This window comes from uncultured Halopseudomonas sp., assembly GCF_963977355.1.
In the GTDB taxonomy this organism is placed as follows: Bacteria; Pseudomonadota; Gammaproteobacteria; order Pseudomonadales; family Pseudomonadaceae; genus Halopseudomonas.
Genome location: NZ_CAXBOV010000030.1, coordinates 15451 through 36571 on the forward strand (window position 1 = coordinate 15451; position 21121 = coordinate 36571).

Consider the following 21121-nt stretch of genomic DNA (forward strand, 5'->3'; position numbering starts at 1 on the left):
TTAGACTCGACCATGCCAACGACCGAAGCGACACCCGTCGCCAAGTCCATACATGCGTCGCTTACGCCGGAGACAGAGCACAGCGCTTGCTCAATGCTTCTTACACAACCACCGCACGTTGCGCCCTGCACCTGAAGCCGCTGCAGCGGGATATCGCTATCTGAGTCAACACTGCGCCGAGTATTAGCTGCAGTGGATGACTTGCTGGCGCAACAGCAGCCGCCCCGGTAATGAGTAGGGTTCTCGAATTTCTGTGTATTCATGGCAAATCCTCTATGTTGATTTACTGGGCAAACTCTTCAATCAGGTGACAGATCATATGGCCAGTCGGCACCTTATCTGGCTTTTGGCTCCACTCGGTCACGGCCTGCTGCATCCGTTCACGCAGTTGCAGAGTATCCAGAAACCGTTGTTCAGTTTCATTCAGACGTTGATCAATCAAATGGCGAACGGTCGGGCAAGGCGATCTCTTCTTATCTGCGTGGTCCAAAATCTCCTGAATATCCCCGACAGAAAATCCCAGTTGCCGTGCACTCAGCACGAATCGCAAGCGACTGTAATCCTCTTCGCTATAATCTCGATAGCCATTGATTTTGTTCTTAACCGGTTTCAGAACCTTTATCCGGGTATAAAACCGCACAGTATCGGACGTAACTCCTAAACGTCTGACTAGTTCGATTACTCTCACACAGATCTCCTCGCAGCCCGGTTTTTCTATCGCAGGTCTCAGTTTAAACCGAGGATCTGTTGGTAATATTGATGTGAGTCAATCCTGAGTTATAGACCGAAGAGTAAATCAAAAGAATCTATGCTGTTTTTTTATTACCATACACCTGTGTCCAAGACACAGGTAAAGCAGTTTTCGTGACCAACCATCAGGCTGGCGGTGTTTCTCGTACTCGTTATTTGTTGTGCCAGCCGCTAGCTTATACGTCCGCAATCGTAATATTCGCCAGATTTCTCTTCCTGTGACTTCGGCGTTGAGCAGTTCCTGACCGTCCGCAAATTCCGAGCCATTACTTCGATAATATCTCCCGCCAACCTAGGGACGGTCTGAAAAAGACTTTCTGAACGGTCCGTTGACAGCCATCAATTTATCTGCATCAGGCATCCAAGCTGAAAAGCGTCAGAGAGGTTAGAATATTCCGTCGTAGCTGTGCACAATGGGTCACTGCCTAGGAGTTGAGTCGTGAAAATTTTGATTGCCGAGGATGAACCCAAGACTGGCGTTTACCTTAAACAAGGTCTGACGGAGGCTGGGTTCGTTGTTGACCTGGTCACCAATGGAATCGATGCGGTCCAACAGGCTTTTGATGACGAATACGACCTGCTCATCCTCGACGTGATGATGCCAGGATTGGATGGCTGGGAAGTACTTGAAAAGGTCCGAGCGGTCGGTAAGGAGACACCTGCACTGTTCCTGACAGCGCGTGATCAGGTCGAGGACCGGGTTAAAGGGCTGGAGCTAGGCGCAGACGACTACCTGATCAAGCCCTTTGCCTTTTCAGAGCTGCTGGCCAGAGTAAGATCGTTGTTACGGCGTGGGGCCGGCACCCAGGTCCAGACGACTTTGACCGTTGAGGATCTTCATCTTGACTTGCTCAAGCGAAGAGTAGAGCGCGGCGGGAAGCGCATCGACCTGACTGCAAAGGAATTCCTACTCTTAGAACTCCTTCTCCGCCGCCGGGGCGAGGTCTTATCGAAGTCGCTCATCGCCTCGAAGGTGTGGGATATCAACTTTGACAGCGATACCAACATCATTGAGGTTGCTATTCGCCGCCTGCGCGCAAAAGTCGACGATGAGTTTCCCGTCAAGTTAATCCATACCGTGCGGGGTATGGGCTACTTTATCGATGCTCCAGAGGCCCGCTGAAATGCCTGCCTGGCTAGCCCTTCGCCGCCGGGAGCTTCAGGTCAAACGTGGTAACTCCGTCGCCAGACCTGCAGCCGACCGATCCCTCATGCGCCTCCACTATGGAACGAGTGATCGCCATGCCTAGACCGACATTCAAAGTACTCCCCTCCCGGCGGGCGGTATCGATTCGGTAGAAACGATCGAATAGCTTTTCGATATGCTCCGGCGCAACGGTCGGTCCTTGGTTGGTTACCTTGAGACGAACCCATTGAGCTTCTTGCAGCACCTGGATATCGATGGTTGTGCCTGACTCTCCGTAGCGAACCGCGTTTGACATCAGGTTACTGATTGCCCGGCGCAGCATGAGGTCGTCTCCTCGCACCAATGTCTTTCCGCTGCTGTGCAGCGCTAGCTTTATATCTTTTTCTTCAGCGGCGTATTCGTAATATTCCAGCACACCTGAAGCGACCGAAGTCAGATTCTGAGACTCGAAATTCAGAGCGATCATACCGTTATCGGCCTTGGCGAGAAAAAGCATGTCGTCGACCATTCGTGACATTCGGCGAAGCTCGTCAAGGGTCGAAAAAAGAATGTCCTTATAGTCACCGTTCTCTCGCTCCTTCATCAACGCTACTTCGGTCTGCGTCAACATACTATTGAGCGGTGTTCGCAGCTCATGCGCTATATCAGCAGAAAAACTGGAAAGGCTTAGGAACGATTGATCTAGACGCTCAAGCATCGCATTGAAGTTGCCCACTAGCTCATGCAGTTCCACCGGTATCGGCTCGGGAGGTATACGGGTATCCAGGCAATTGGCGGTAATGGTTGAGGTTGTCTTGGACAGCCGGGAGATCGGCTTAAGCCCACGCCCAATCAATGCAAAGCCGAGGGCTCCGCTCAGCACTGCGCTGATGAGAAGCGTATACACAAACCATTGACGGATCATTTCAAAAAAATGGTAACGGTGCGTGATATCAAGCGCGAGGTGTATCGTCGCTACTTGGTCATTGGCCCATCCTTCAATCACCTGAGTAGTGCCGGTGTATAGGTGGTCGCCGAGTTGAACCTGCCACTCGCCCAAGCCACCGAGGCTGTACATTGGCAGTTGTTTTTCCGTCAGGTTGTGATGCGAATAAACCATGCGACTGTCTATTGTGATCGCGGCAGCATAGCCGTATGAGTTATCCAACAACTCGTCGATGACCAAAGCCGTGGACGGATCGAAGGGGGCACTGCGCGCTAGGACTGTTTTCAGCGCTTCGAGTTTGTGGCCGAGTACCTGGGCATCCTGTTTCTTGAAATGTAGATGGCAAAAATAATCGAAACTCAAAGCTGCGAACGCCAGCACTGCTGTTACGACCACCATAAAAAGAAGCGCCATTCTGCCGCGCATGGACAACCTGGTCATAACTGCGTCTCGCTCATTTCAAAGGCTGGGGTAGTGACGACCAGACAATCTGTCCTGTCCACCCAGCACCTGACGCCGGACAAACCATAATTGCAAAAGCGGTAGCACGATCCACTGGGCTATGGGCGACAAGCCCACATTGGTAAAGGGCAGCATCGGCATGGATTGGGCATAGGTCCAGCGTTGTAATGGGCCCGTAGCCAAAAGCTCGAACACGACAGTAATCAGCAGCCCAGCAACCAGGAAAATACCTAAGGGCAGACGCCGATTTGCCAAAAACCAATACCTTGATCGGGCGACTGCACTAGCAGTCCAAAACGCTGCAAGAGAAATAATCACGTCGCCGCCGGTAGCTTTGGTGCAGTGCAGAATAACGTAAAAATAGTGAGCGTCGTCGAATCCTGCGAATAACGGCAATTGCATCAGTTCCCAGATAAAATGCAAAAAGAATGCAAAAATCGCGACGTGCAGCTCGGGCAGGTTCAGTACTTTGTTAATAAGCAGATCTCCTTCGCTACGCAATCAAACGGACCAATAGCACCCTGTGAATGATGCATGACGCTGTAGTCCTTATCATAGCCGAAGAAAAAGGGGCTCGACACCGAGCCCCTCGTTTGCGTTACCTCGTTTGAGTGCTCATCGAGTCCATCATCTGGCGACAGTATCTCATCAACTCGCGCATTTTAGACATCATGCACAATTATTCCAGTGCCCCGCTTATTGGTTTATTAGCAATGATGTTCATCCTTGTCCCAATATGGGTTTTGGTGCGCCATCTGCGGCACCATGGAAGGCGCTTGAGCATCGGGCACACCGCTCATTGCGTAATCACTACCATCTTCGGCCATTGCTGCAGTAGCCGCGAACGCCAGAACCAGCGGGAAAAGCACTTTAGTAAATTTGTTCATGTGACACCTCTCTGTTGGGAATAGGTACAGCTTACGGGTATGAACCTGACGACAAGCTGTTGGCATCCTTACAGTTATGTAATGCTTGAGCGGGATGGCTACCGTACCGACCTGGTAGATAGCCATCTCCTTCTTTTAAAGCTGCTTGATCGACGTAATGGTAGAGTTCATCCCTTTTGAGGTGAACTCGAACTCGATCTCATCACCTTCCTGAAGGTCCTCAAGCTGTTCGACAGTCGCCTTGAACCCCATGACCATGGCGGGCCATTGAAGCTCCGGTACGGGTCCGTGAGCGATGGTTACAGAGCCTTTATCTTGCTTGATCTTGCGCACGGTGCCGGTTGCCTTCGCGGTCTGCGCCTCAGTATCCGACTGCTCCATTTTCATATTGTCCATGGGCATGCTTTGTTTCATGTCCATACCTTTCATCTCTTCGGCAAAGGCTGCCGGGGTCAGGACCATAGCGAGAACGAGTGTCAGTTTGGTTTTCATATTGAATCTCCAGGTCGTGGTTTGCCTTGCTTAATGGACCGCCGCCTCATCAGGAGATAAGCCGCCGGCAGTACAAATAGGGACAGAAGTGGTGCGGTAATCATGCCGCCGACCATTGGCGCGGCAATCCGGCTCATGATTTCACTACCGGTACCGCTGCCGAGAAGGATCGGAAGCAGGCCGGCGATAATGACCGCGACAGTCATTGCCTTGGGCCTTACCCTCTGTACGGCACCTTCGCGGATCGCTTCAAGAAGTGCAGGTCTGTCCGCATGTCCTGCGTTCACGCGATCGTTCCAGGCATTGGTCAGATAAAGCAGCATGATGACGCCAAACTCGGCTGACACTCCCGCGAGTGCGATGAACCCCACGCCCGTAGCCACTGACAGATTGAAATCCAGCAGGTACAGGAACCAGACACCGCCAGTCAAAGCGAATGGAAGTGTCGCCATGATCAGCAGGGCTTCGCTGAAGCGATTGAAGATGAGGTACAGCAGCACGAATATGATGAGCAGCGTAGCCGGCACAACCATCTTCAATTTCGCATTGGCGCGCTCCATGAACTCGAACTGGCCGGAATAGCTTATGCTCATGCCTGAGTCCAAGGGCACTTCGTTGCCGATTCTGGTACGCAGGTCCTCCACCACTGCAGCCATGTCGCGATCACGCACGTCTATGTAGACCCAGCCAGTGAGACGGGCGTTTTCGCTTTTGAGCATCGGAGGGCCATCTGTAACCTTGATCTGCGCAACCGTTCCGAGAGTGATCTGACTTCCCTCCGGCGTGTAGATCGGCAGGTTGCGCAAGTCGGTCAATGAATCACGCCATTCGCGCGGATAGCGCAGACTGATGGGGTAGCGAGCCAGACCCTCTACCGTTTCGCCAATGTTGGCACCCCCGACCGCACCCGCCACAATGGACTGCACATCGGAAATATTCAGTCCATAACGTGCAGCCGTGCTGCGGTCAATATCGACATCGATATAGCGTCCACCTGTGAGTCGCTCGGCGACAGCCGAACTAACCCCGGGAACCGTCTTGGCGATGCGCTCGACCGCCTGGCTGGTCTTGTCAATCTGCACCAGGTCCGAACCGTATATCTTGACCCCGATCGGACTCTTGATACCTGTAGCCAGCATATCGATGCGGTTGCGAATAGGCGGTATCCACAGGTTGGCCAACCCAGGCACCTGCACAGCCTTGTCGAGTTCCTCCACCAGCTTCTCAGGCGTCATTCCGGGACGCCATTGATCCTTGGGCTTGAACTGGATGGTCGTCTCAAACATGGTCAGCGGGGCCGGATCGGTCGCGGTGTCAGCCCGACCCGCCTTACCGAATACGCGCTTTACTTCAGGCACGCTTTTGATCATGCGGTCGGTCTGCTGCAACAGCTCCGATGCTTTCTGAACCGACAGGCCGGGCAATGCAGTTGGCATATACAGCAGGTCCCCTTCGTCCAGCGGCGGCAAGAATTCACCACCCAGCCGGGAGATCGGCCAGAGTGCGGTCAGAAAAATAGCGAATGCGACCACGATGGTTGTCTTAGGCCAGCGCAGTACTGCTTCGAGAGCTGGCTGATATATCCAGATGAGCCCACGATTGATTGGGTTGCGATGCTCGTCGGGAATTTTACCGCGGATCCAGTACCCCATCAGCACCGGAACCAGGGTGACCGACAGCCCTGCGGCTGCCGCCATGGCATAGGTCTTGGTGAAGGCGAGCGGGCCGAATAGCCGTCCTTCCTGGGCTTCCAGTGTGAAAACCGGAATAAACGACAAAGTGATAATAAGTAGACTGAAGAAAAGAGCTGGACCGACCTCGACCGCTGCATTGGTGATGACTTTCCAGTGTTCGGCGCCCTCCAGTTTCTTGTCGAGGTTTTTCTTGTGCCAGGCTTCTATGTGCTTATGGGCGTTCTCGATCATCACAATCGCCGCGTCCACCATGGCTCCGATCGCGATCGCGATCCCCCCTAGAGACATGATGTTGGCGTTAACGCCCTGGCGCTGCATGATGATGAACGCGATGAGAATTCCGATGGGCAGGGAGACAATCGCGACCAGCGATGAACGCAGATGCCAGAGGAACAAGGCGCAGACCAGTGCAACAATAGCGAACTCCTCAAGCAGCTTGAAACTGAGGTTGGCCACTGCGCTGTCAATCAGTGTGCTGCGGTCATAGGTTGTCACCACCTCGACCCCATCAGGCAAACTTTTCTGCAAGTCTTCAAGTTTGGCTTTCACCGCGGTGATGGTATCGCGGGCATTTTTCCCGCTACGTAGGATCACTACGCCACCCACCACCTCGCCCTCGCCGTCCAGTTCGGCAATCCCCCGACGCATCTCCGGGCCTAGTTGAATATGCGCGACATCGCCAAGCGTTATCGGCGTGCCGGTAGCGCCAAGGCTTAGCGGAATGCTGCGAAAGTCCTTCAGTGAGGAAAGATAGCCGGAGGCGCGAACCATAAACTCGGTTTCGGCGAGTTCCAGCACGCTTCCACCGGTTTCCTGGTTGGCCTCTTCAACTGCCTCCCTGACTTGCTGCTGAGTGATTTGCTGGCTGGCCATCCGTACCGGATCTAAAACCACCTGATATTGCTTGACCATACCGCCAATGGGCGCGACCTCTGCAACGTTGGGGAGGGTTTTGAGCTCGTAACGCAGGAACCAATCCTGTAACGACCTCAGTTGAGCAAGGTCGTGTTGACCAGTGCGATCCACCAGAGCGTACTGATAGATCCAGCCTACCCCGGTGGCGTCAGGGCCCAGCGATGGCGCAGCGCCTTCGGGAAGTCGGCTCTGCACCTGGCTTAGGTATTCGAGCACCCGCGAACGCGCCCAGTACAAGTCTGTGCCATCCTCGAAGAGAACATACACATAGCTATCGCCGAAAAATGAATATCCCCGAACGGTCTTTGCCCCGGGAACCGACAACATGGTCGTTGCCAGCGGATAGGTCACTTGATTTTCAACAATCTGGGGAGCTTGTCCGGCATAAGGTGTGCGGACGATGACCTGAACGTCCGACAGGTCGGGTAGCGCATCAATAGGTGTGTTCTGGATCGACCATATGCCCCAGGCAACCGAAAATAACGTCGCCAGCAACACAAGAAACCGGTTGGTTACTGACCATCGAATGATCTTGGCAATCATGGCTGGTCTCCGAGTTGCTCGATCCGTTCGATAACAAGGCCTTCATCGGTTTCGCTGACGCCGACCCGAACCCGGGTACCTTCTTGCAGTCCTTCCAGCAGGGCGGTATCTGCGACTGAAAATGCCATCGTCATACCCGGCATGTTCAACGTTTTGAACGGACCATGGGACAAGTTGACCATGTCGTCCTCCAGTCCCACGATGGTGCCCTCGGCCTCGTGTAGGGCTGAGCTGGTAGTGCCCGGAGCTTGCTCTGGCCCGACGGTCAATCCGCGCAGACTGGCTTCGGAATCGAGCAAAAACTGTCCGGACGCAACAACGCGCTGCCCCTCATCAAGGCCGGAGATCACTTCCGTCTTGAAATCGGTTTCCCGGCCAGTCATGACCTCTACCGGTCTGAACTTGCCATCATCCTCAGCGAGCATAACCAGGGTTCGCCGACCTGTTCTGATCAGTGCTTCGGTGGGGACCACCAGAGCTTCAGCTTCATCGCGGCTCAGCGTCACGTCGGCGGTCATGCCGGGGCGCAGGAGCTGGTCGGGATTGGGCAGCACGACCCGGACCCGAACAGTCCGGCTGTCCAGATTGGCCTCGGGCAAGATCGCCGCGACAACGCCTTCCAGGCTTTTGCCTGGGAAGGCAGGCAGCCTGGCCTCAACCTTTTGTCCCATCGTCAGGTTGCTCGCTTGAGCTTCAGGAACTGCAACATCCAGCCAGACCTTATCCAGACCATTGATGCGAGCAAGAGATGCTCCCGCAGGCAGCGTCATTCCTTCTCGGACATCAAGCGAGCGCAGTACACCGCCGATGGGGCTTGTAATGGTCCAGCTAATGCTGGCCTTGCCGCTACGCTCCAGCGCTGCAATATGCTCTGAGGGCATCCCGGCAAGACGCAGGCGCTGACGCGCTGCAGCAAGCAGTTGCGGCTCGCCCATGCCGCGCAATGCCAGATACTCCTCCTGGGCGGCCAGCCATTCAGGGAACAGAAGGTCGGCCAGCGGCGCATTTTCAGCAATCACGTCTTCCGGTGCGAGGTCGTAAATCTTCTCGACAAAACCAGCGCTGCGGGCCTGCACAATGGCTACATCACGCTCATTGTAGGCCAGGGTGCCTACTGCTTCGACGGTCTGGCTAATAGATTCCCGAGTGACCGGCGTGACCCGCATACCCAGATTTTGGGTCACTGAGGGGTCGATGAGCATAGAAGCACTATCGCCACCCTCCTCGGCATAACGAGGCACTAGATCCATGTCCATGAATGGCGATGGACCTGGCGCGTCAAAGCGTTGCTGTGGGTACATGGGATCGTACCAATAAAGCACTTCTTTCTCGCTCTGCTCGGCAGACTGAGCCTGAGCGCTGCTAGCAATAACACTGATCCCGGCTACTGTGCCCGTAATGAACATGGGCAGGCTAATCAACAGCGCTAATCGCTTGAACCGAAATATCATGACTGGGTATCTCCAAAAGAAAAATGTAGGCGGGCGTTGAGCATCGAGCGCTCTCCGGCGAGCTCGACGCGGCGCAGGCGCAGGTCAATAAGTTCCTGCCGCGCAGCGATCACTGTGGTAAGTTCGCCGCTGCCTGACCGGTAGTCGGCCATAGCCAGACGGACCTTCTCTTCAGCGAGCGGAAGCAATGTCATTTCGACTCGCGCAAGCGCTTGCTCGAGTCGTTGCATTTCAGCAAGCTCGGTAGCAAGCTCCTGGTTATGCATGCGCAGCGTGGCTTGCCGTTCGGCTTCAACTTCTGCCAGGCGTGCGCGCTCAGCGGATATTTTCGGATCCTGCCTGGAACCCGCAAACACTGGCAGATCGAAGCTGACGTTGAAGCTGACCATGTCGCCGAATTCACTGCGGCGCTTATAATCCAGCCCCCACGCCCAGTCAGGTCTCTTCTCAGAGATTGCTTCGGCAATCTCCGCTTCAGCACGGTCAAGCATGGGATCGAAAGCCAGCAGCTCAGGATGTCGGTGCAAGTTGTGTCGATAGTGGTCAAAGTCCGCCGGCCACGCAGGCCAACTGCCCTCAAGAGGCTGGCTTGCAGCCGCACCGATCCAACTACGCAGCTGCGCACGGGCAACTGCTTCATTGCGAACCAGTACATCCTGCTTTTCTGCTAGAAGAGCCGCTTCTTGCTTAGGCAGAACGCTGTCGCTGGACAGCCCTCGACCAGACGCAATCCGGGCCTTGACCGCTTGTGCCAGAAGACGATTCTCTGCGTACAACTCATCGAAAATGCCTAGCTTCTGCTCGGCCGATAGCGTCGCAATCCAGGCTTCAGCCGTGAATTGACGAACCTGCAGACGTTCTACCGTTCGCTCCACACGGGCCAGCTCCACCGAAGCTTCGGCAGTCCTTACGCGTGCTCTGCGCTTGGCTCGGTTGGGGACCTCTTGCATAACGCCGATCATTTGCGCGGTCATCCGTTCAGCGCCCAAGCGCAGGCTGGAGTCACCTTCGATAGGAAGATTCTGTACGCCGACGCTCAAACGCGGGTCAGGCAACTCGCCAGCCGGCGTGACCAGGTTCTGGGCAGCTTGCAGGCTCGCGTTACGCGCAGCCAGGGATGGGGCTTGCTGTTCGGCAAGCTCAATCGCTTCTTCGAGCGTGAGTGCGGCCGACATGCCAGGCACTGCACCCAAGCCAATAATCAGGGCGGTCGCATACTTGCGCACCCGTTGAATTCGGTGATTCATATCTCGATTCCGTTGATGTTCTAGCGCATGCCATAGGCGTGCCTTGACCGCCTGTTCCTATCGATCAGGCGAAACTAGGTGACACAAGCAAAATCAGCGGCGTGGAGGATGCCAAACAATGTCAGGCGCTCGAAAAGGAGCCTGACCCGTTAGGAGCAAAGCGGGACGGGGGGGGAGCGTCGGTGATACGACCTTGTCGAGCGCGAGCTGGAGCAAACTACTGGTTTTACATTCTTGCCCATTTTCACAGACCGAGGTGAGCTCGTCTGGATCACAACACTCGCGCGAAGGAGTTGCCAGTTCGGGAGCCGCGACATCGGAAATTATGCTCGAGGGGCTCATGTCGTGATGGGTATCGAACGCCATGGCCTGCGCCGTCCCATTGATGGGAAGCGCGAGAAACATAAGCAAAGCGATCAATACTTTTCTGCACGTCATCATAGGCTCTGGCCATTGGGAAGCGAAGCGGGGTGCACCCGGTTCTACTCCCCTTTTCTCCCCTAGAAACTGAGACTGATGGTATCAGAGCTCGCTGACGCAAAACTGAGCTGAAGATTACATTTTTGTCAGTCTCAAATTTCACAGTCATTCGATATGGGAACGCTGCAAGCGCAGCGCATTGAAGACAACCGATGCGGAACTTAAGCTCATCGCCAAAGCCGCAATCATTGGCGACAATAGCCAACCGGTGAAAGGATAAAGCACGCCTGCCGCGATTGGGATGCTTAGTCCGTTGTACAAAAACGCTAGTAGTAGATTCTGGCGCATGTTTCCTACCGTCTTGACCGACAAGGCGCGCGCTCGCAAAATCCCCATAAGGTCTCCTTTTACTAGCGTTACCTGTGCGCTGCTCATCGCCACGTCCGTCCCTGTCCCCATGGCTATGCCGACGTCCGCTCTGGCTAGAGCAGGCGCGTCGTTGATGCCATCCCCGGCCATGGCCACAAATTGGCCTTCGTTCTGTAAGCGCGACGCAAGCTGCTCCTTGTCCTGAGGTTTGACTTCGCCATATACCTCGTCGATGCCCAAGTCCTCCGCGACTGCTTTCGCTGTAGTCAATCCATCCCCGGTCGCCATGATTACTCTGATGCCCTCTTCATGTAGCCGAGACACTGCTTCCTTGGAGGTCGGCTTGATTGGGTCAGAGACCGCCAACACCCCGGCGAGCCGGTCATCGACTGCCAGGAACATAACGCTGCTGCCGCGTTGGCGGAGCGCTTCTGCTTTGCCCTTCAGCGGAGCGACGTGGATACCCGCCTCTTCCATCAAAGCGGTATTGCCCAGCTGTAGCTGGCGACCCTCGACTTGACCGCGAACGCCGATGCCTGAACCTGATTCGAAGGTATCCGGCTTGGTTAGTACAATACCTTCAGACCGGGCATGGTCAACGATTGCGTGAGCCAGCGGGTGTTCGCTTCCCTGATCCAGGCTCGCTGCCAACCGAAGCACCTCCTCCGAATTGAACGACCCGAAGCCTTCAGAGGATTCGAAGACTGGACGACCTTCAGTCAGAGTCCCGGTCTTGTCTACGATCAAGGTTGTCACCTTTTTGAAGTTCTCGATCGCGGCCGCATCCCGGAACAACACTCCGCTGCCAGCAGCTTTGCCGGTAGCAACCATGATAGACATGGGTGTGGCCAATCCCAGAGCGCAAGGGCAAGCGATAATCAGCACCGCGACGGCATTGATCAAGCCATATACCCATCCAGGCTCAGGACCGAGAAAGCCCCAGACGAAAAATGTCGTAATAGCGATTCCCACCACGACCATTACGAAGTAACCAGCGACCACGTCGGCCATCCGCTGCATAGGGGCTTTGGAGCGCTGCGCATTGGCAACCATCTGCACGATCTGCGACAGCATCGTATCTGAGCCAACGCGGGTTGCCTCGATGACCAGGGCGCCATGCGTGTTCAGCGTGGCTCCAATGGCGTTGTCCCCCGGCCTTTTGGTGACAGGTACCGGTTCTCCTGTGAGCATCGACTCGTCGACGGCGCTTTCCCCTTCTGCGACGAGGCCATCCACAGGGACTTTCTCACCGGGGCGAACCCTTAGCCGATCCCCCTCTTGCACCTGCTCCAGCGGAACATCTTCTTCGCTTCCGTTTTCGTTGATGCGTCTCGCCGTTTTTGGCGAAAGGCCCAGCAGGGCTTTGATGGCCGAAGAAGTCTTCGACCGCGCCCTGAGCTCCATCATCTGACCCAAGAGAGTCAGCGAGATGATCACTGCAGCCGCTTCGTAATACACACCGATACGTCCGCCAACGCTGAAAGATGCAGGGAACAGCTCGGGTAGCACCGTAGCGACCATACTGTAGAGGTACGCCGCGCCGGTCCCCAAACCGATAAGCGTCCACATATTGGGGCTGCGCTGGCGTACCGAAGCTAGACCGCGGACGAAGAAAGGTAAACCGCCCCACAATACGACGGGGGAGGCCAAAGCAAGCTCAACCCAATTCTGAGATTGCCCATGGAACAGGCCGAATCCATGACCAAACATGGCCAGGCCGGTCACTAGGACCGTGAATGGAAGGGTCCGCCAAAATCGTCGCCGAAAGTCCTCATACTCCGGATCTGTTTCATTGTCCAAATCAGGCAACACCGGTTCCAGGGCCATCCCACAGATAGGGCAACTTCCTGGCCCCATCTGTCGAACCTCCGGATGCATGGGGCAGATGTACTCTGAGTTGGTGTTGCCTTCCTTACCCGAAGGCGAGGCCGAGGGCTGGGACAACAGATATTTCGCTGGCTCTTTTTTAAAGCGAGTCTGGCACCCTTGGCTGCAGAAATAGTAGCTTTTGCCTTGATGTTCTGTATGGAACGGGCTATCTGGCGTAACCACCATCCCGCAAACAGGGTCGTTCAGCTCCCGGCGTGGTTCGTCAGCTTTCGAGTGCGACGGACAGTCTGAGGATGGCGGCATGTTCATTCCTCCATTTGCGTTTCGAGTCGGTACGGACGAGTCATTAGCGAAACCAAGCTTCCGGCTTCTCAAGCGCACCGGACGTTAGCGGGAGTCGTCAGACCGCAACATTCAAGTGATTGGACCGCCTTTATGACATTTGTATCACTTCCAAACAATTACAATTCTGCAAGCAATAGCCGAACGTTTGCCTTCCAGCACTCAGCAATCTGGCCGGGTGACAGGCAATTTGCGTCCGCGAAGGTTAGGCATCTAGCAAGTCGAAAACGCGATGCACAGCCGCCATCGGTTCAAGCGTAGATACAATCCGAACTTCTTCATAACTGTTGGAACACGGTCCAACACCAGGTCTGCTTGCAACCGAAGCAAACAACCCGTCCGTGCGGCGCTACCAGCCAATGGCCCGACCGTGCTACACGCCAGCCATACCCTGCGCTGTGGCTTTGCCATCTGCGCCAACGCAAATGGTGGGCGCATCAAGTTGTTGATGAGCCAGGTCGGCTGGAAAGACGTCAGGTGGGCGATGGGCCACGTCGACTCTCGTTCCATTTGGCGGATCGGCTGCAAAGCCCTTCCTCTCTATCTTGGATGCAGGCTCTAGAATAACCTCCCGCATAACCCTTGGAAGTCCACTGGGGAAAGTCCGCGAGCTACGCGTCTCTGTTAGCAAAGGCGAGTGTGACTCTCATCAGGTTAGTTAGGCTTTCAATGCCAGAATTCGACGTGCACCGTTGAGTACAATGATGCCAACGACCGCACCAATTACCAAATCTGGATAGGAAGAGCCTGTCCACGCAACCAGAGCTCCTGCGGCGATAACGCCAATATTCGCTAGTACATCATTGGCCGAAAAAATCCAACTCGCTTTCATGTGTGCACCGCCTTCGCGATGGCCATATATCATCAAGAGACAGATGGCGTTTGCTACGAGTGCAACTAAGCCGATCCCCATCATAAGCAACGACTCGGGTTCGCTGCCGTAGATGAAACGTCTAGCCACCTCCACCAGTACCCCCAGAGCCAACACGATCTGAAACAAACCCGCCAGGTGCGCAGCGCGAACCTGCAGCCGCGCAGCCCGACCGACCGCAAAGAGAGCAAGGCCATAGACGGCAGCATCAGCAAACATGTCCAGGGAGTCGGCGATTAGACCCGTCGAATGAGCAATCAAGCCTGTACCCATCTCGACGATAAACATCCCGGCATTGATACCGAGCAGGATTTTGAGCACACCAGCCTCCTTTGAAGCAGCCTCCTTTTCACTGGCGCTATTGGCCGAAGCTGCGTCCTGACTGACCGGTTGAGTACCGAGCAACGTTGCCCCTAAACCAAGTGATTCCAGCTTGGTCGCGATATGATCAACAGGACCGTCGTGGAAAGCGCGTACCTGTCTGGTGCTCAGATCAAACTCCAACGAATTGAGTTCAGGAAAGCCATTGAGAGCAAGCCGAATCATTCGCTCTTCTGAAGGGCAATCCATCTTGGGTACAGAGAAACTACTGACCCAAGTTCCTTCATTCGAAGGCGCGGCTGCCGTTTCAGTGGTTACCGGGTCAGGGCCACAGTCACAGGATTTATCACAAGAAGTCATAATTCGCCTCTCCTATAGGTCGTTATTACATCGATTTAAGACCATGTAGTAGCTATAGGGTCAAGGCCGGATACAATGACTTTTTACCAAGGAGCAGACCATGCGCATCGGCCAACTTGCACACCAGGCAGGAGTGGACATTCAGACGATTCGCTTTTATGAACGTCGGGGACTGCTTCCACCACCTAATCGCCAGGACAATGGCTATCGAATCTATAAAGCACACCATGCGGACAAACTGCTGTTCATTAGCCGATGCCGCTCTTTTGGAATGTCACTGGAAGAAATTGGGGTTTTGCAAAGCTATCAGGAACAGCCGCAGCAACCCTGCGTTGCGGTCAATGAGCTCCTTGATAGACATATCACCCAGGTAAGGGCTCAGATCGCATCCTTACAGGCTCTCGAAAACCAGCTGGTGACATTGCGAGGCTGCTGCGATAACGGACGACAAAGCCTGGACTGCGGGATACTTTCGGGGCTGCTGGGGGACGACAAACCTCTTTCGTAATTCCGACATGAAGCCATTTTTTGCGTCGTCTCAATCCATAGCGCTTGACCCTATAGCGGCTATAGGGTGTTCACTTGGGCATATACTGCGTAAGTGAGATCCAGATGAATACAGCTCTCGGCATTGCCATTGATGAGGCGTTCTGCGAGGCCCGGAAAGCACTTAATGAAGAGGCGCCAACCGAGGCTTTCTCCTGGCTGGAGCGAGCCCACATATTGAGCCAGCGAATGCCTATTCTTCATGCTCAGAGCCATTGGCTGATGCTGAGGGCCGGCTGGCAGTTGCGCGACTTTCGGGAGGTGCTCAGCCAAGTACCGCGAATCATGGCGGCCCTGCTGTTCTCGAAGATCTGGGTGCCGTTCGGAAACAGCGAACGCGCGAGGGTTAGTGCTTTTGCGCCGATGCCCCTTTCACCTGAGCTGCAGCGACTTCTTCAAGAAGAAACGCGATGAGCTCGCCTCCGAGAAGGTCATCTTTTGTTGCTCCCTGGTTCTTGTGGATGCTATCGCTGACCATTGCCTCGGCCGACCAAGCGTTGAAAAGCGCAATTACGGGCTCGCTCCCGGTCGGCACCGTAATCCCTCTTACCTCGTTCTTTAATCTGGTTCATTTCTGGAATACCGGTGCAGCGTTCAGTTTCCTGGCAGACTCAAGTGGTTGGCAGCGTTACTTCTTCGTCGTCATAGCTTTGGTCGTTTCGATAGTGCTGGCTCTGATACTTCGTAAACCCCGACCCAACAATGAAGCCCTAGGCTATAGCCTTATCTTGGGCGGGGCAGTTGGAAATCTGATTGATCGCGCACTTCGAGGACATGTAATCGACTACCTGGATTTTTATTGGCAGTCCTGGCATTGGCCTGCGTTTAACCTGGCAGATATTGCTATTGTCGGTGGCGCCGCCATGTTGATCCTGAGCAGTTTGCTAAGCCCAAATGCGGAAGCCGGCAGAGTCAAAAAATGAAAGGCTCACCGTCAACGGATACGGTACGCTGGGCAGGCAAGGCCTAGATAGGGCACGGCATCGTTATCTTTTTCATGGCCGTGCCGGCCATCAGGAGTGATACCACCATCAGGCGCATCAGAGTTCTGCGGGCCTCGATTCAGCTGGATCGGTTAAAACCCCGTTGGGCATACAAACAGGGGCAGCCATCTGCATCGCCGCAGGCCTTAAACACCACGTCAGTGCTGGTGTCGAGCATTTTCTGTCTGGCTGGTTGCCCTATCCGATGATAGTCACCACTATAAACCGAAGACGCAAGGTAACCATGGTTGCCCCGGCGGGCCTGGTGCGGTTTTCGGGTAAAAGGTCAACGTTATGTCAGCTCTGCGTCATGCCTTAAATTGATGCGATAATCGTTACCATTTGCTGACGCTTGCCAGCAGCTCAAGAAACGGCGTTTATAATGAGAAGAGATATGGGCACAAGAAAAATGTGCTGTTTAAGGATGCGAGTGGCCAATGGCAGCGACAGATCGGGCTTCGACCAGGAAGCGTCGGAAGGGGCTGAGAATACCTAAGTGATGGATCAAATTCCCTCTTTACACGTCGGCGGTCAGATCTTAATGGCGACAGTGGCGGGTTTGCTGCTCAACCTGACGCCTTGCGTTTTGCCTGCAATTCCCATTAAGGTCCGGATCATTTTGCGAGAGGCAGGCAGCCAACGATCGCACCGCGTGTTGGCCGCATTAGCGTTCATCGCAGGAACACTCGCGTTCTTCCTGACGTTGGGCGGGCTGACCGCACTTCTGCAGTGGAGTTGGGGCACTTTGTTTCAGTCTACGGGGTTCGTCGGTGCTCTTGTCGCGTTGTTGGTCGGGTTTGCTGTGATCACCTTGATAGATGTACCCATCCCGATTCCGGCATTCGCCGCCTCTACCTATGGTCGGCGCTATTTTGAACCGTTCTTATCGGGGTTATTGAGTGCTGTTTTGGCCGCGCCTTGCGCGGGCCCTTTCCTAGGCGGAGTCTTAGCCTTTGCCGTTACTCAGCCGGCGCCGGTAATTATGGGGATATTCGGCAGTATCGGCCTCGGACTGTCGTTCCCCTACGCAGTATTAATGCTCAAACCCGATTGGCTGAGCCGGTTACCCAAGGCGGGACCCTGGAGCCTGGCCGTTCGAGAAGTACTCGCGTTGGTCTTGCTGGCCGCAGCCGTCTTTTTCACCGCGAGCCTGGTGCCCAAAGCGGTTTATCCCTGGCTATGGTGGTCTTGGCTGGCACTAGTGCTGGCTTGGGGTGCCCGCCGGTTCGTGCAAGGTGGTTGTACCGTTCGGGTGATCGCCACAACGGCGGCAGGTCTTGCCCTTGCGATGACTGTTGAATTCTCATCCCCCCCGGGCAGCAGCGGAAACGAAGTCGTTTGGCAACCTTACTCCGCAAAACTACTGGCGGAGACAAAAGCCCGAAATACACCATATTTGCTGGAGTTCACCGCCGATTGGTGCATCAACTGCAAGATACTTGAGCGCACGGTCTATAAGGAGGCCGCGGTGGCCGATGCTGTGCGGCGCGCCGAAATGGTGCCAATACAAGTTGACGTGACAGTAAGCAACCCTGAAAAAGACGCGCTATTAACTGCTACCGGCGGGCAGGCCTTACCCTTCGCGGTGGTTGTTGACCGCAACGGCACCGTTATCGCGCGTTTCACGGGGCTTTTTGACACAGACAGCTTGGTCGCCGCTATAAGTCGCACCAAAAGCCCATAACCTTAAATACTGGAGGCCGATCATGATTATTCGACGCGAAGGAGTACTGGCTGGAGTGGTGGTATTTGTGATTGCGATCGCTGCGTTCGTGATGACCGACAGAAACGGAAACAATCTTCATGCTGCCCAAACTGAACATGCCGAGCCTGAAGTCCCGATCCCGATCCCGACCCGGACAGGGTTGGCAAATTCCGCTGGTAAAATCCGTGTCACTGTTGCGAAAGGAGCGGCAGCAATGGTGGGGAGGAAGGGTGATTTCGTTGTGACACTGAATATTGAGCCGGGCTGGCATGTGAACGCAAACCCGGCCTCGTCGGACTTCCTGATTCCCACTGTCGTAAGCTCTTCGGCCAACGGCCAGGCGCTCGAAATTCCGACGCAGTACCCACGAGGCCGGGTTAGTGACGTTGTGCTGGCTGACATCCCCCTTGTGGTGTATGACGATGGTGCAATTATCCGGCTGCGACCAGACGAAAAACACACCGCTGTGCTGGAAAAAGTAGGCAGGCTCGAAATGATTGTACGGGTGCAAGCCTGCAGTGATGAGGGTGTTTGTCTAGCACCGACCGATCTGCCCGTTGCGCTGAACCTGGACGATATCACGCGACAATAAGCAAGACGACCCTCGGCAACGACTCAGTTTGGGAATCGCTGCGAACAACTGATTCAGAGTATTTTCGATTGTTCTGCTTGCTCTGGGCAGTTCGATAACGTGCCCACCGTTCACATTTTGAGGCGGGCGAACCACAAAACGGGCAGCAACGCTCATCATGGTGTCGGCAACGCCTTTTCCTGGTCAGCGATGGTAAACCTGCGGTTTCCATGGCCCACTCTCCGGGATGCCAAATTTACGCATACTCCCAACAACGGACCTCGCTCAACTCTCCTAGTTCTTACACGCTAGCGGGCGCGAGTCTCCCATGAAAAGGGCCTTTCGATTACGGTGCGCATCGCCTCCAAACCTTGGACGCCACCTGGTCCGCATAAGCTCTTTTGCAGTCTCTTGGCCGCAGCGTTCTATCGACCGAATCGGTCAGGGTTGCTTTTGAGCCTTTTTCCTGCAAACCAGTTGCCACAGGTAGAACAACCCCTCCTCCCCCGATATAGAGTCTGCCCACTATGAGAGTGGTGACCGTCATGTATTTAACCGATGATACCTCCGAATTCGACGAAGTAGGAGCAAACCAAGTACGAGTGCGATCGCGCCGAGGATAGGCCAATCCTGCCAGCGCACATAAGGGGTAGCGCCAGTTCGGGGGGTCACTTTCGCACTGAGGCTAGCTACGCGGAACTGAGGAGCTCGTGCAAGGATCTCTCCCTCGTAGCTGACAGCTGCTGTGACACCCGTGTTAGTAGCTCGCAGTAGGTCACGTCCGGTTTCGATGGCACGCATGCGGACCATTTGGAAGTGCTGGAGAGGCCCGATTGAACGGCCGAACCAGGCATCGTTGCTGACATTTGCCAGCAGCTGTGCTTCGGGCAGAAGTTCCGTGACTTCTGAGCCAAAGACCGCCTCGTAGCAGATGAGCGCCCCTACAGCCACCCCTGCTATATTCAGTACATGTGCTTCTCGTCCCGGTGTGAAATCGGACATGGGCGTCCCGAGCACGTCGAGGGCGGAACCTAAAAACTCCCGAAACGGAACATACTCACCGAAGGGCACCAAGTGGCGTTTGTAGTAGAAGCCTGAGGGATCGGAGAGGCTTACCACAGCATTATAGGCGCGGCCATCCGTCTCACGGACCGGGACCCCAATCATTAATGAGGTGCCTGCTTGATCGGCTAAGGCCTCAAGCTCAGCAAGATATTTTTTGGCCTGGTCATGCCACATCGGGATTGCCGTTTCTGGCCAAAGCACCATATCGGCCCCGAGATGCCGCTTTGTAAGCGCCTGATAGCGCTCAAGTGTGATGTCCTGGGAATCCGGGTCCCATTTCCTGTCTTGCGGAATGTTTCCTTGCAAGAGGGCAATACTAATAGGGTCGGCGGCTGGCTGCGTCCAATCCCGATCCAGAAGCTGCAAGCCGGCGAGAGTAACGATTAAAACGGCAGCTCCTACCGTCGCACGGCACAGGCTTAAGCCCAAAATAACCCACGCAAGCCCGCCAGCGAGTAAGGCCACCAGAAAGCTCACGCCAAGAACGCCAAAGACAGGAGCGATAATGGCAAGGGTGGTGTCGGTCTGGCTGTACCCAAGTAAAAGCCAAGGAAAGCCGGTTAAAAACCAGGTGCGCACCCATTCACTCAGGACCCATGCCGCTGGTAGCCCCAACCAAAGCGCCGTCGCATCCATCTCGAGTTGCAGACGGCGTACGAGATACACAACGCCCCATGGGAAGAGAGCTAACAGCGAGACTAGGGCCGCTGTGGCGGTAACTGCTACCACGATCCCATTGCCGTACTGGCTGATGCTGATGTAGACCCAGGAGACACCAACTCCGAAGTAACCAAGACCAAATAGGTAAGCCGACCATAGCGCCTGACGTCTTGAAGGTTGCGAGACCAGGACAAATAGTGCGGCGAGAGCAATCACTGCAATCCATGCCCAACCCACAGGAGCAAATGCAAGCGGCATGGTGCCTCCGGCTAGCAAAGCCATCACCCTTTTTAGAAACGTGTTGCAGCGCATTCCCCAGGTTAGGTCGGAGGTTAGTGCACACTTATCATCCAATGCTCTCGCCTCCAAAGCCAAGATCAAGCCTGTAGCGCATGTCTTCTTGCTCCGCTCAACTCAGGCCCATCAACCCATTGCAGGATTCCGTGCGAGTAAACTGACATCGACTCCTCCAGATGATTGTGTACGCGCAACAACACATTGCTACCTACTCATAACTCAACGACCGGACCCGGAAATGAATCGGTGGTGATTGTGATGGCCCGCC

At 54.9% G+C, this 21121-nt stretch carries 17 protein-coding genes; 6 read left to right on the forward strand and 11 right to left on the reverse strand.

Annotation, left to right across the window (positions count from 1 at the left end; all coding sequences use genetic code 11):
• Nucleotides 1-283: 283 nt before the first annotated feature.
• Entirely contained in the window at nucleotides 284-688 is a 405-nt protein-coding gene (locus AAC076_RS15060; protein WP_335605053.1) for a MerR family transcriptional regulator, read from the reverse strand.
• Between the two features lie 501 nt (nucleotides 689-1189).
• Between AAC076_RS15060 and AAC076_RS15065 the strand changes: the two genes are divergently transcribed.
• Nucleotides 1190-1873, forward strand: coding sequence for a heavy metal response regulator transcription factor (locus AAC076_RS15065; protein ID WP_339847221.1), 684 nt, complete (start codon nucleotides 1190-1192; stop codon nucleotides 1871-1873).
• Between the two features lie 13 nt (nucleotides 1874-1886).
• Here the strand turns inward: AAC076_RS15065 and AAC076_RS15070 are convergent, their stop codons facing one another.
• The 9 genes from AAC076_RS15070 to AAC076_RS15110 form a co-directional block, all read right to left on the reverse strand.
• Complete coding sequence (locus tag AAC076_RS15070) at nucleotides 1887-3248, reverse strand: heavy metal sensor histidine kinase (protein WP_339847222.1); 1362 nt, start codon at nucleotides 3246-3248, stop codon at nucleotides 1887-1889.
• Nucleotides 3249-3281: 33 nt separating this feature from the next.
• Entirely contained in the window at nucleotides 3282-3785 is a 504-nt protein-coding gene (locus AAC076_RS15075; RefSeq protein ID WP_335605056.1) for a hypothetical protein, read from the reverse strand.
• Nucleotides 3786-3991: 206 nt separating this feature from the next.
• On the reverse strand, nucleotides 3992-4171 hold the full coding sequence (locus AAC076_RS15080) for a hypothetical protein (RefSeq protein WP_335605057.1): 180 nt from the start codon (nucleotides 4169-4171) through the stop codon (nucleotides 3992-3994).
• Between the two features lie 135 nt (nucleotides 4172-4306).
• Nucleotides 4307-4663, reverse strand: a complete 357-nt coding sequence (locus AAC076_RS15085) for a copper-binding protein (RefSeq protein WP_339847226.1) — start codon at nucleotides 4661-4663, stop codon at nucleotides 4307-4309.
• Nucleotides 4660-7815, reverse strand: coding sequence for an efflux RND transporter permease subunit (locus AAC076_RS15090; RefSeq protein ID WP_335605059.1), 3156 nt, complete (start codon nucleotides 7813-7815; stop codon nucleotides 4660-4662). Before AAC076_RS15090 ends, AAC076_RS15085 begins: the two co-directional genes overlap by 4 nt.
• The gene (locus AAC076_RS15095) at nucleotides 7812-9266 is read right to left on the reverse strand and encodes an efflux RND transporter periplasmic adaptor subunit (RefSeq protein ID WP_339847228.1); all 1455 of its coding nucleotides are present in this window, start codon (nucleotides 9264-9266) and stop codon (nucleotides 7812-7814) included. Before AAC076_RS15095 ends, AAC076_RS15090 begins: the two co-directional genes overlap by 4 nt.
• Nucleotides 9263-10513: a TolC family protein gene (locus AAC076_RS15100; RefSeq protein WP_339847230.1), complete on the reverse strand. Its 1251-nt coding sequence runs from the start codon at nucleotides 10511-10513 to the stop codon at nucleotides 9263-9265. The genes AAC076_RS15095 and AAC076_RS15100 overlap by 4 nt, the downstream gene beginning before the upstream one ends.
• A 585-nt stretch (nucleotides 10514-11098) precedes the next feature.
• Nucleotides 11099-13357 (reverse strand): heavy metal translocating P-type ATPase, encoded by a 2259-nt coding sequence (locus AAC076_RS15105; RefSeq protein ID WP_335605086.1) that lies wholly within the window; start codon nucleotides 13355-13357, stop codon nucleotides 11099-11101.
• 775 nt (nucleotides 13358-14132) lie between these two features.
• Nucleotides 14133-15026: a cation diffusion facilitator family transporter gene (locus AAC076_RS15110; protein ID WP_084671927.1), complete on the reverse strand. Its 894-nt coding sequence runs from the start codon at nucleotides 15024-15026 to the stop codon at nucleotides 14133-14135.
• A gap of 100 nt (nucleotides 15027-15126) precedes the next feature.
• On the opposite strand from AAC076_RS15110, the gene cadR reads away from it, so the two are divergent.
• The 5 genes from cadR to AAC076_RS15135 all read left to right on the forward strand — a co-directional run bounded on the left by cadR (nucleotide 15127) and on the right by AAC076_RS15135 (nucleotide 18852).
• Complete coding sequence (cadR, locus tag AAC076_RS15115) at nucleotides 15127-15534, forward strand: Cd(II)/Pb(II)-responsive transcriptional regulator (RefSeq protein ID WP_339847233.1); 408 nt, start codon at nucleotides 15127-15129, stop codon at nucleotides 15532-15534.
• 104 nt (nucleotides 15535-15638) lie between these two features.
• Nucleotides 15639-15986 (forward strand): DUF3703 domain-containing protein, encoded by a 348-nt coding sequence (locus AAC076_RS15120; protein ID WP_022961473.1) that lies wholly within the window; start codon nucleotides 15639-15641, stop codon nucleotides 15984-15986.
• On the forward strand, nucleotides 15983-16495 hold the full coding sequence (gene lspA / locus AAC076_RS15125) for a signal peptidase II (protein WP_028614562.1): 513 nt from the start codon (nucleotides 15983-15985) through the stop codon (nucleotides 16493-16495). The genes AAC076_RS15120 and lspA overlap by 4 nt, the downstream gene beginning before the upstream one ends.
• Nucleotides 16496-17054: 559 nt before the next feature.
• Nucleotides 17055-18239, forward strand: coding sequence for a cytochrome c biogenesis protein CcdA (locus AAC076_RS15130; RefSeq protein ID WP_028614561.1), 1185 nt, complete (start codon nucleotides 17055-17057; stop codon nucleotides 18237-18239).
• Nucleotides 18240-18261: 22 nt separating this feature from the next.
• Nucleotides 18262-18852: a protein-disulfide reductase DsbD domain-containing protein gene (locus tag AAC076_RS15135; RefSeq protein WP_339847245.1), complete on the forward strand. Its 591-nt coding sequence runs from the start codon at nucleotides 18262-18264 to the stop codon at nucleotides 18850-18852.
• A 522-nt stretch (nucleotides 18853-19374) separates the two neighbouring features.
• On the opposite strand, the gene lnt is transcribed toward AAC076_RS15135, so the two are convergent.
• Entirely contained in the window at nucleotides 19375-20814 is a 1440-nt protein-coding gene (lnt, locus tag AAC076_RS15140; protein ID WP_339847247.1) for an apolipoprotein N-acyltransferase, read from the reverse strand.
• Nucleotides 20815-21121 lie beyond the last annotated feature (307 nt).